General features: G+C 74.4%; 2 protein-coding genes. Both read left to right on the top strand.

Going from position 1 to position 12,366, the window contains the following annotated elements; translation table 11 throughout:
• Positions 1-54: 54 nt before the first annotated feature.
• A complete protein-coding gene (locus WBA97_RS23025) occupies positions 55-10,338 on the top strand; it encodes an SDR family NAD(P)-dependent oxidoreductase (RefSeq protein WP_424232970.1) in 10,284 nt (3,427 codons plus the stop codon).
• A gap of 242 nt (positions 10,339-10,580) precedes the next feature.
• The coding region (locus tag WBA97_RS23020; RefSeq protein WP_424232969.1) for a beta-ketoacyl synthase N-terminal-like domain-containing protein at positions 10,581-12,366 on the top strand (1,786 nt) is incomplete at its 3' end.

Raw genomic sequence — 12,366 nt, 5'->3', positions numbered from 1 at the left:
CCGTTGCTGCGTCTCGCGTGGCCGGGCTGGCGACCGGTCGCGGGCTCGGCGACGGTGGCCGTGCTCGGCGCCGGTCTGCCCTCGGCCTTCCCCGCCTGCCAGGACTTCGACGCGCTCGCGGCGCACCGGCCCGACGTCGTGCTGTGCCCGGTGCCCGGCGGGGCGCTGCGACCATCGCTGCACCACGTGCTCGAGGTGGCACAGACGTGGCTGACCGACGAGCGGTTCGCGGGGTCGCGGCTGGTGTTCGTGACCCGGGGAGCCGTGGGCACCGCGGCCGACGAGGACGTGCCGAACCTCGCGCACGCACCGGTCTGGGGCCTGATCCGCGCCGCGGGCCTCGAGAACCCCGGCCGCTTCGGCCTGCTGGACCTCGGCGACGGCGACGTGCCGGACGCGCTGGTTGCGCTGCTGGTCGCGGAGCCAGAGGCCGCGGTCCGCGACGGCCGCGCCCGCGTGCCGCGCCTCGCCCCCGCTCCGGCGGCCGGGGACACGGTGGCGTCTCGAGCACTCGATCCCGGCGGCACCGTCCTGATCACCGGCGCCACCGGCGCCCTCGGCGGCACGGTCGCCCGCCACCTCGTGCGCGGGCACGGTGCGCGGCACCTGCTGCTCGTCGGCCGCCGAGGTGCGGACGCCCCCGGCATGGCCGAGCTGTGCGCCGAACTCGCCGCCTTCGGCGCGGACGTGACGGTCGCCGCCTGCGACGTCGCCGACCGCGACGCCCTGGCTCGGACACTGGCCGCGGTGCCCGCCGACCACCCGCTGACTGCCGTCGTGCACGCCGCGGGCGTGCTGGACGACGCCACGCTGGGCTCGCTGACGCCCGAGCGGCTGGACACGGTGCTGCGCCCGAAGGCCGACGCCGCGGCACACCTGGACGAACTGGCCGGCGACGTCACGTTCGTGCTGTTCTCCTCGCTCGCGGGCACGCTCGGCGGTGCGGGCCAGGGCAACTACTCCGCCGCCAACGCCTACCTCGACGCGCTCGCCCACCGGCGGCGTGCCAGGGGCCTGCACGCGGTCTCCCTCGCGTGGGGCCTGTGGGCCGAGGAGAGCGGCATGACCGGGCACGCCGACCTCGCCCGCGTGCGGCGCCATGGCGCCGTCGCGATGGCGACCAGGGACGCGCTGGCCATGCTCGACGCCGCACTCGGCCTCGCCGTGCCGACCGCCGTGCCCGCCCGGTTCGATCTGGCCGCGCTGCGTGCCATGCCCGATCTGCCCGCCGCGTTCCTCGGGCTCGTCGGCGGCGCCACCCGCCCACGGGCGCGTGCGGCGGCGGAGGAGACGGGCCTGCGCCGCACCCTCGCGGCACTCGCCGACGCCGACCGCGACGCACACCTGCTCGACCTGGTGCGGCGCCACGTCGCCGCGGTGCTGGGACACGCTGGTGCGGAGGCGGTGCCCGCCACCCGCCCGCTCAAGGAACTCGGCTTCGACTCGCTCACCGCCGTCGAACTGCGTAACCGCCTCGCCACCGCGTGCGGCACTCCGCTGCCCGCGACGCTCGTGTTCGACCACCCGACACCGGTCGCGCTGGCCACGTTCCTGCGGTCGCGGGTGCTGGGTGCCGAGGACGCGGGGGTGCCAGAGAGCACGATCCCGGCGACGGCGACCGACGAGCCCATCGCGATCGTCGGCATGGCGTGCCGGTTCCCCGGCGGCGTCACGACACCGGAGGACCTGTGGCGCCTCGTCGCCGACGAGGTCGACGCGGTGTCGGGTCCGCCGGAGAACCGGGGGTGGGACACCGGCAGGCTCTTCGGGCGCGGTGCGGGCGGGTTCGTGCACGACGCCGACGAGTTCGACCCGGCGTTCTTCGGCATCAGCCCACGCGAGGCCGTCGCGATGGACCCACAGCAGCGGCTGTTGCTGGAGACCTCGTGGGAGGCCTTCGAGAGCGCGGGCATCCCGCCCGAGACCGCACACGGCACCCGCACCGGCGTGTTCACCGGCGCGATGTACCACGACTACGCCGCCCGGGTCCGCACGGTGCCCGAGGAGGTCGAGGGCTATCTCGGCAACGGCAACGCGGGCAGCGTGTTCTCCGGCCGCGTCGCCTACACCTTCGGGCTCGAAGGCCCCGCGGTCACGGTCGACACGGCGTGCTCGTCCTCGCTCGTGGCGCTGCACCTTGCCGTGCAGTCATTGCGGCAGGGGGAGTGCACGCTCGCACTCGCGGGTGGCGTCACCGTGTTGTCGGCACCGGACGTCTTCGCGGAGATGAGCCGCCAGGGCGCGCTCGCCCCCGACGGCCGGTGCAAGGCGTTCGGCGCGACCGCCGACGGGTTCGGTGTCGCGGAGGGCGTCGGCATGCTGCTCGTGGAGCGGCTGTCCGACGCGCGGCGGCTCGGCCACCGGGTCTGGGGCCTCGTGCGGGGCTCCTCGGTCAACCAGGACGGCGCGTCCAACGGTCTCACCGCACCGAACGGGCCGTCGCAGGTCCGCGTGATCGAGCAGGCGCTCGCGGGCGCCGGCGTCGCCGCGCACGAGGTCGACGCGGTCGAGGCGCACGGGACCGGTACCCCGCTCGGTGACCCCATCGAGGCGCAGGCACTGGTGGCGGCGTACGGCCGCGACCGCACCGGCCCGCTGTGGCTGGGGTCGGTCAAGTCCAACATCGGGCACACGCAGGCCGCCGCAGGCGTCGCCGGGGTCATCAAGATGGTGATGGCGCTGCGCAACGGGCGGCTGCCGAGGACGCTGCACGCGGCCGAGCCGTCCCCGCACGTCGACTGGTCGGCCGGGGTGGTCGAGGTACTGCGGGAGGCACGCGACTGGCCAGCGACCGGCACACCGCGCCGCGCGGGGGTTTCCTCGTTCGGGATCAGCGGCACGAACGCCCATGTGGTGATCGAGGAGGCACCGGAACCGGCGACCCCGGCCACGCCCGTGGACGTCCCCGCGGTGCCGTGGGTGCTCTCGGCCCGCGAACCCGCTGCCCTGCGGGCTCAGGCCGCGCGGGTGGCGTCGCTCGACGCCGCACCGCTCGACGTCGCCCGCTCGCTGGTGACCACGCGGTCGGCGATGACCCACCGCGCGGTGGTCGTCGGCGACCGCACCGGGCTCACCGCACTCGCGGGCGGGGAACCGTTGCCGGGCACCGCTCAGGGCGTGGTCGGCGCGCCGGGTCGCACCGTGTTCGTCTTCCCCGGCCAGGGGGCGCAGTGGGCGGGCATGGCGGTCGAGCTGCTCGAACAGTCGCCGGTGTTCGCCGCGTCGATGGAACTGTGCGAGACCGCGCTCGCCGAGTTCGTGGACTGGTCGCTGCTCGCGGTCCTGCGGGGCGAGGACGGGGCGCCGTCCCTGGCACGCGTTGACGTCGTGCAGCCTGCGCTGTTCGCGGTCATGGTGTCGCTGGCCGAGCTGTGGCGGTCGTGCGGGGTGGAGCCGGATGCCGTCGTCGGGCACTCGCAGGGCGAGATCGCGGCGGCGTACGTCGCGGGGGCGCTGAGCTTGCCCGACGCGGCGCGGGTGGTTGCCTTGCGCAGCAAGGCGATCGCCGCGGTGGCCGGTGGTGGCGGGATGGTGTCGGTTTCGCTGCCCGTGAACGACGTGCCGCTGTCGGGCAGCGTCGGGATCGCGGCGGTGAACGGTCCCGGCACGACCGTGGTGTCCGGTGACGCCGTGGACCTCGACGCGTTGCTGGCGTGGTGCGAGTCGGCAGGTGTCCGTGCGCGGCGGATCCCGGTGGACTACGCGTCGCACTCCTCGGCGATGGAGGAGCTGCGCGACGAACTGCTGTCCACATTGGATGGTGTGGCTCCTCGGTCGGCCGGGGTCGCGTTCTATTCGACGCTGGAGGGCGGGCGGATCGACACCGCTTCGCTCGATGCCGGGTACTGGTATCGCAACCTGCGGCAGACCGTGTTGTTCGAACCGGTCGTGGCGCTGCTCGCCGAACGCGAACACGGCACGTTCCTGGAGATGAGCCCGCATCCGGTGCTCACGATGGCCGTGCAGGAGGCGGTGGACCCGGTCTTCGCGGGCGGCACGCTTCGCCGCGACGAGGGTGGCTGGGACCGGTTCCTTTTGTCGGTCGGCGAGGCATGGGTCCGGGGCGTCGCGGTCGACTGGGCCGCACTGCTGCCCGCCGGGCCGCGCGTCGACCTGCCCACCTATCCGTTCCAGCGCAGGCGCTTCTGGCTCGACGCGGGCACCGGTGGCGATCCGGCGGAGCTGGGCATGACCGACGCGGAACACCCGCTGCTCGGTGCCGGTGTCGCGCTGGCCGAGGGTGACGGCTTCCTCTTCACCGGCCGGTGGTCGGCCACCACCCACCCGTGGCTCGCCGAGCACGTCGTCGCGGGCCGCGCACTGGCACCCGCGACCGTGTTCGTGGAACTGGCGCTGCGTGCCGGCGAGGCCGTGGACCGGGGGCGGGTCGCGGAACTCACGCTCCTCGCGCCGCTCCCGCTGCCCGAGCGGGGCGCCGTCGACCTCCAGGTGCTCGTGCGGGGCGACACCCTCACCGTCCACTCGCGACCGTCGGACGAGGAGCCCGGCGCGCCGTGGACCCGGCACCTCACCGCCACCCTGGCCGAGGGCACCTCGCCCGGCACCCCGCTCGCCGAGTGGCCGCCTGCCGGTGCGACCGAGGTCGGCACCGACGACCTGCACGAGCGCCTCGCCGAGGCGGGCTACGAGTACGGCCCGTCCTTCCGTGGCCTGCGGCACGTGTGGCGCCACGGCGAGGACGTGTACGCGCAAGTGCACCTGCCCGCCCCCGAGGACGACCGTGCGGGCCGGTACCGGCTGCACCCGGCGCTGCTGGACGCGGCACTGCAGGCGCTGCTGGCCACCGGGCTCGAGGACAGTGCCGCCGCCGGTCCGCGCCGGATGCCGTTCGCCTGGACCGGTGTCTCGCTGCACGCCGCCGGGGCGTCGACGCTGCGGGTGCGGCTGTCGCCCGCCGGGGACAGCGCCTTCGCGGTGACGCTCGCCGACGGCGCGGGCGACCCGGTGGCCGAGGTGGACGCGCTGGTGCTGCGCACGGTCACGGGTGACACGCTCGCCGGCCCCGCCGACCGGTCGCTGTTCCGCCTGGACTGGGTCGAGCCGCCGGAGGCGCCGCCGCGACCCCGGCCGGACGCCGTGGTGGCCTGCGCCGACGTGCGGGAAGCGTTGCGCCACCTCCAGGACTGGCTCGCGGCCGATGCGGGGGTCCTGGCGCTCACCACGAGGAACGCGGTGTGCCGCGCGGAACCGGATCTCGACGCGGCCGCCGTGTGGGGCCTCGTGCGGTCCGCGCAGACCGAGCATCCCGGCCGGTTCGTCCTGCTCGACCTGCCCGACGGGGACGTGCCAGGCGAGCTGGTGGAGCGGGCGCTGTGCGGCGGCGAACCCCAGCTCGCGATCCGCGACGGTGCCGTGCTGGTGCCGCGCGTGGCGCGGGTCCCGGCCGGTGAGCGCGCGCCGCGTGCCATCGACCCCGACGGCACCGTGCTGGTCACCGGCGCGAGTGGTGGCCTCGGCAGGCTGATCGCCCGGCACCTGGTCGAGCGGGACGGTGCCCGGCACCTGCTGCTCGTCAGCCGCCGCGGCCTCGACGCGCCCGGCATGCCGGAGCTGCGCGACGAGCTGGCCGCTCTCGGCGCCGACGTGGTGGTGGCCGCCTGTGACGTCGGGGACAGGGACGCGCTCGCGGCGCTCCTGGCGTCCGTGCGGCACCCGCTGACCTCGGTCGTGCACACCGCGGCCGTGCTGGACGACGCCACCGTCGATGCGCTGACGCCGGACCAGGTCGAGAACTCCCTGCGGCCCAAGGCTGAGGCCGCGGTGCACCTCCATGAGCTGACCTCGGCGGACGACCTCGCGGAGTTCGTGCTGTTCTCCTCGATCGGGTCGGTGCTCGGCGGCTACGGCCAGGGCAGCTACGCCGCCGCGAACGCCGTGCTCGACGCGCTCGCGCAGCGCCGCCGCGCGGCGGGCCTGCCAGCGGTGTCGATGGCATGGGGCCTCTGGGACGAGCGCGGCGGCATGGCGGGCAAGCTCACCCCGGCCGAACTGGACCGGATGGTGCGCTCCGGCGCCACGCCGATGACCGCCGGGGAGGGGCTCGCGTTGTTCGACGCGGCCCGCCGGGTGCCGGACGCACTGGTGATCCCCGCGAAGCTGGACCTCGCGGCCCTGCGCGGGAGCGTCGAGGACGGCGGTGTCCCGCACCTGTTGCGCGGGCTCGTCCGCCCGATGGTGCGCCGGGCGTCGGCGGCCGCGAGCGAGACCGGCTGGCGCCCGTCGGGTTCGACACCGGAGGCACGCCGCAAGGACGTCTTGGACCTCGTGCGCAGGCACGCCGCGGTGGTGCTCGGCCACGACTCGGCGGCCGCCGTCGAGTCCGACCGCGCGTTCCGCGAGCTGGGTTTCGACTCGCTCGCCGCGGTCGATCTGCGCAACCGCCTCACCGCGGCGACCGGCCTGCGACTGCCCGCGACGCTGGTGTTCGACCACCCCGCGCCGAGGGCACTCGCCGACCACCTGCTCGACCGGATCGGCGAGGGCGCCGCGCGGGCCACGGCACGGTCCGTGGTCGCGGCGGCGGCCGACGAGCCGATCGCGATCGTGGGCATGGCGTGCCGGTTCCCCGGCGGTGTGTCCTCGCCGGAGGACCTGTGGCGGGTCGTGGCCGACGGCGTCGACGCCACCTCCGAGTTCCCAGAGGACCGGGGCTGGGCCGTCGACTCGGTCTACCACCCGGACCCCGGCCACCCCGGCACCAGCTACACCCGCCGGGGCGGCTTCCTCCATGGCGCGACCACCTTCGACGCGGCGTTCTTCGAGATCAGCCCGCGTGAGGCGGTCGCGATGGACCCGCAGCAGCGGCTGCTGCTGGAGACCTCGTGGGAGGCCTTCGAACACGCGGGCCTCGACCCGGCGACACTGCGCGGCAGCCGCACCGGCACGTTCGTGGGTACCAACGGCCAGGACTACGCGATGCTGGCGCTCGGTGCCGCCGACACCGGCGGCTACGTCGGCACCGGCAACACCGCGAGCGTCCTGTCCGGCCGGATCGCCTACACGTTCGGGCTGGAGGGCCCCGCGGTCACCGTGGACACGGCCTGCTCGTCGTCGCTGGTGGCGCTGCACCTCGCGGTGGCTGCGCTGCGGTCGGGTGAGTGCTCGCTGGCACTCGCCGCAGGCGCGGCGGTAATGGCCACGCCCAGCACGTTCGTCGAGTTCAGCACGCAGCAGGCACTCGCCGCCGACGGCCGGTGCAAGGCGTTCGCGGCGGCGGCCGACGGGTTCGGCGTCGCCGAGGGTGTCGGCGTCCTCGTCGTGGAGCGGCTCTCGGCGGCCCGCCGCAACGGGCATCGCGTGCTCGCGGTGGTGCGCGGCAGCGCGGTCAACCAGGACGGCGCCTCCAACGGGCTCACCGCGCCGAACGGGCCGTCGCAGGTACGGGTCATCGAACAGGCGCTCGCGACGGCGGGTCTGTCCGGTGTGGACGTCGACGCGGTCGAGGCCCACGGCACCGGCACGTCGCTCGGCGACCCGATCGAGGCGCAGGCGCTGATGGTGGCCTACGGACCCGGGCGCGACGAGCCGCTGTGGCTGGGGTCGGTGAAGTCCAACATCGGCCACACACAGGCGGCGGCCGGCGTCGCCGGGGTGATCAAGATGGTGATGGCGCTGCGGGCGGGCGTGCTGCCGATGACGCTGCACGCGCAGACCCGGTCCGAGCGCATCGACTGGTCCGCCGGATCCGTCGCGCTGCTGACCGAACCGCGGCCGTGGACCGACGCCGGACGGCCGCGCCGCGCGGGTGTCTCCGCGTTCGGCATCAGCGGCACCAACGCACACGTCGTGCTGGAACAGGCCCCGGCGGTGCCCGAGGACGCGGGTGAGCCCGGCGCCGGTCCGGTGCCGTGGCTGGTGTCCGGGCGTAGCCCGGCCGCGGTGCGGGCACAGGCACAGCGCCTGGTCGCGCTCGACGCCGAGCCCGCCGATGTCGCCTGGTCGCTCGCGACCACGCGGGCCGCCCTGCCCTACCGCGCGGTGCTGATCGCCGGTGCCGACGGTGCGCCCGACCTGACCGCGCCCGTCCGTGCTGCGGACCGCGGCGGCACGGTGTTCGTCTTCCCCGGCCAGGGCGCGCAGTGGGACGGGATGGCGGTGCGGCTCATGGCCGAGTCGGCGGTGTTCGCCGAGTCGTTGCTGGCGTGTGCGGCGGCGCTGGCACCGTTCGTGGACTGGTCGCCCCTCGACGTGCTGCGCGGTGCGGAGGGCGCGCCGTCCCTCGACCGGGTCGACGTCGTCCAGCCGGTGTCGTGGGCGGTCATGGTGTCGCTCGCCGCGCTGTGGCGTGCCTGCGGTGTCGAACCGGACGCGGTGGCCGGGCACAGCCAGGGCGAGATCGCGGCGGCCTGCGTAGCGGGTGCACTGTCCATTGAGGACGGTGCGCGCGTGGTCGCACTGCGCAGCCGCGAGCTGGTCCGGCTCGCGGGCCGGGGGGCGATGCTGTCGGTGAACATGGCGCCGGACAAGGTCGAGACGTTGCTGGGGGAGTGGGCGGACCTGTCGCTCGCCGCCGTGAACGGCCCCGGCTCGGTGGTCGTCTCCGGTGACCCGGCCGAGGTGGCGGAGCTGTCGGAGTGGCTCACCTCCCGGGACGTGCGGGTCCGGCGGATCCCCGTGGACTACGCGTCACATTCGGCGCACGTGGCGGAGATCGAGGCCGCCCTGGCCGAGGTGCTCGCGCCGGTGACCCCGCGTGCCGCGACGATCCCGTTCTGGTCGACGGTCACCGGCACCCTTCTCGACACCACGGCACTCGACGCGGGTTACTGGTACCGGAACCTGCGGCGGACCGTGCTGCTCGACGACGCGGTGTCCGCCATGCTCGACGCGGACCACCACGCGTTCGTTGAGGTCAGCGCGCACCCCGTGCTCACCTACGGCATCCAGCAGGGCGTCGACGAACGCGGCGTGGACGCGCTGGTCACCGGCACGCTCCGGCGCGACGACGGCGGGTGGGACCGGTTCCTGCGCTCGCTCGGCGAGGCGTGGGCGGGTGGCGTGACCGTCGACTGGCGGGCCGTGCTCGGTGGTCGCGGCAGACGTGTCGACCTGCCCGCGTACCCGTTCCATGGCACGCGGTTCTGGCCTGCGCCGAGCCACGCGCTGAGCTATCCGCCGGGTGCCGGGGCGGCGGCGGTCGTTCCCGAGATGGACACCGGTCCGCGCACGTGGTCCTCGGCCGACGAGCTGGTGGCGTACGTGTGTGCCACCGTCGCCTCGGTGCTGCGGCACGACGAGGCCGAGGTCGCACCCGGCAGCCCGCTCGCCGAGCTGGGCTTCGACTCGCTGACCGCGGTCGAGCTGCGCAACCGGCTGACCGCAGCGACCGGGCTGCGGCTGCCGATCGGGCTCGTGTTCGAGCACCCGACACCGGAGGCGCTGGCCCGCCACCTGCTGCCGGACGTCTCGTTCACCACCCGGGACCGCGCGGCGGAACCGTTGCCGGACAAGGAGGAGAGCGCCGCGAAGGACGAGCAGGGTGGCAGCGGCCTCGGCGGGATGTTCCGCGCGGCCTGCGCGGCCGGGAGGTTCGGCGAGTTCCACGAACTGATGGTCACCGCGTCCGCGTTCCGGCCAACGTTCTGCGGCGACGGCGCGGCCGACCAGCCCGACCCGGTGCGGATCGCCACCGGCGACCGCGCGCCGCGGCTGGTGTGCCTGCCCTCGTTCGTCGGCCAGTCGTCGGTGTTCCAGTTCGCCCGGCTCGCGCCGACGTTCGCGGGCAGACGGGAGACCTGGGTGCTGCCAGCACCCGGTTTCGCGGACGGCGAACGGCTGCCCGCCGACCTGGCGACGTTCGTCGCCGTGCAGGCCGACGCCGTTGCGCGGATCGCCGACGGCGGACCGGTGGCGCTCGCAGGCTACTCAGCGGGCGGGTGGGTCGCGCACGCCGTGGCCGAAGTTCTGGAATCACGTGGTCTCGCGCCCTCGGGGGTGGTTTTGCTCGACACCTACGAACCGGGCCACGAATTTCTTCCACGACTCCAGGAGGACGTGATAGCGGGTCTTGCCGAAAAGCAGCGGGAAACGTCCTGGCTGGCCGGTTCGTCCGATGAGTCGTGGCTCACCGCGATGGGTGCTTATTCCCTGCTGTTCCGTGACTGGTGGCCCGGCACGCTCACCGTCCCGACACTTCTCGTGCGGGCCGCCGACCGCATTTCCACCGGCCTCGATCCCGCGGCGGACCCGTCGGTGTGGCGGGCGTCATGGCCCGGCGCCGACGACGCCGACGTGCCGGGCAATCACCTGACCATGATGGAGAAGCAGGCGGCGACGACCGCCATGACCATGGAGGACTGGCTGGCCGAGAAGATCTGACGGGGGCACGCCTTCTGGCGTGCAGACATTCCGGCCGCCTCGGTGCTTCCCGGCGAAAGTCCGCCGAAGCAATGAGCCGGTGTGTTTTCTGCCCGCGTGTCCGAAATGCGCGCGAGGCCGATTTTGTGCTGCCCATTTATTCATCAGTTGTGTGCGATTTCAATTAATCTTGAACCCGGCTGGCAATTCATGCACGATGAACGGCGGGATAAATGGCGACCACCGCGAAGGGGGCCTGATTCATGGCCGCGCACGGCGACACGGGGACGGCGAATCCGGCTGCCGGTGGTGCCCGGTATTCCGGGGACATCGCGGTCGTCGGCCTGGCCTGCAGGCTCCCGGGTGCGGCCGACCCGGCCGCGTTCTGGCGGCTGCTCAGCGCGGGTGAGTCGGCCATCGGATCCGCTCCCGCGCACCGCCGCGACACCGCGGGCACGGCCCTCGGCGGGTTCCTCGACCACGTCGACACCTTCGACGCCGCCTTCTTCGGCATCCCCGCGAGGGAAGCGGCGGCGATGGACCCCCAGCAGCGGCTGGCCCTGGAACTGGCCTGGGAGGCCGCGGAGGACGCGCACGTCGTCCCGGCCGCACTGCGCGAGCGCCGCGCCGGCGTGTTCGTCGGCGCGATGGCCGACGACTACGCCCACCTCGCGCACGAGTTCGAACCCGGCCCCCACACCGTCACCGGCCTGCACCGCGCGGTCATCGCCAACCGCGTCTCCTACCTGCTCGGGCTGCGCGGGCCGAGCCTGACCGTCGACAGTGGACAGTCCGCGTCGCTGGTCGCCGTGCACCTGGCGTGCGAGAGCCTGCGCCGCGGCGAGTGTGCGGTGGCCTTCGCGGGCGGTGTCAACCTGATCCTCGCCCCTCGGGTCACCGACGCACTGCGTGAGCTGGGCGTGCTGTCGCCAACGGGTGCCTGCCACACCTTCGACGCCAGGGCCGACGGCTACGTGCGTGGCGAGGGCGGCGGCATGGTGCTGCTGAAGCCGCTCACCGACGCCGTGGCCGACGGCGACCGTGTGTACTGCGTGATCCGCGGCGGCGCCACGAACAACGACGGCGGCGGCGAGAGCCTGACCGCGCCAAGCCAGGCGGGCCAGGAGGAGGTGCTGCGCGCGGCCTACGACGCCGCTGGCGTTGCACCGTCCGAAGTGGACTACGTGGAGCTGCACGGCACCGGCACTCCCGTCGGCGACCCGGTCGAGGCCGCGGCACTGGGTGCGGTCCTCGGTGCGGCACGGGCGGGCGCACCGCTGCCGGTGGGGTCGGCCAAGACCAACGTCGGGCACCTGGAAGGCGCGGCCGGGATCGTCGGCCTGCTGAAAGGGGTGCTCGCGCTGGCACACGGCGCCGTGCCGCCGAGCCTCAACTTCGCCACCCCCAACCCGCGCATCCCGCTGGCCGAGCTGGGGCTCGCCGTGGTGCGGGAGCCGCACGCGCGGCCGCCGGGGGTCGTCGGCGTCTCGTCGTTCAGCATGGGCGGCAGCAACTGCCACCTGGTCCTCGCGGCGGCCGAGCCGGACAACGCCACCACCGAACCGGCACAGTTGCCCGCCGGTGCGCGGCCGTTCCTCGTGTCCGGGCACGGGGAGGCGGCGCTGCGCGCGCAGGCCGCGGCCGTGCCGCCGGTGTTCGACGCCGCGTGGAGCCTCGCGGTCTCGCGCGCCGCGCTCGCGGACCGTGCGGTCGTCGTCGCGGCGGACGAGGCCGAGCTGGCGGAGGGCTTACGCGTGCTCGCCTCTGGCGAGCGTGCGGCGAAGGTGATCCGTGGTCGCGTGACCACTGGGAAGACGGCGTTCCTGTTCTCGGGTCAGGGGAGTCAGCGGCCGGGGATGGGCCGGGGGCTGGCGGCTCGTTTTCCGGTGTTCGCCGGGGCTTTGGATGAGGTGCTGGGCCGGTTCGAGGTGTCGGTGCGGTCGGCGTGGGATTCGGATCTGGTTGATCGTACGGAGTTCACGCAGCCCGCGTTGTTCGCGTTCGAGGTGGCTCTGTACCGGTTGCTGGTGTCGTGGGGGGTGCGGCCCG

It is taken from the genome of Actinophytocola sp. (assembly GCF_049647105.1).
GTDB lineage: Bacteria > Actinomycetota > Actinomycetes > Mycobacteriales > Pseudonocardiaceae > Actinophytocola.
This window is presented reverse-complemented; position numbering and strand designations above follow the sequence as displayed.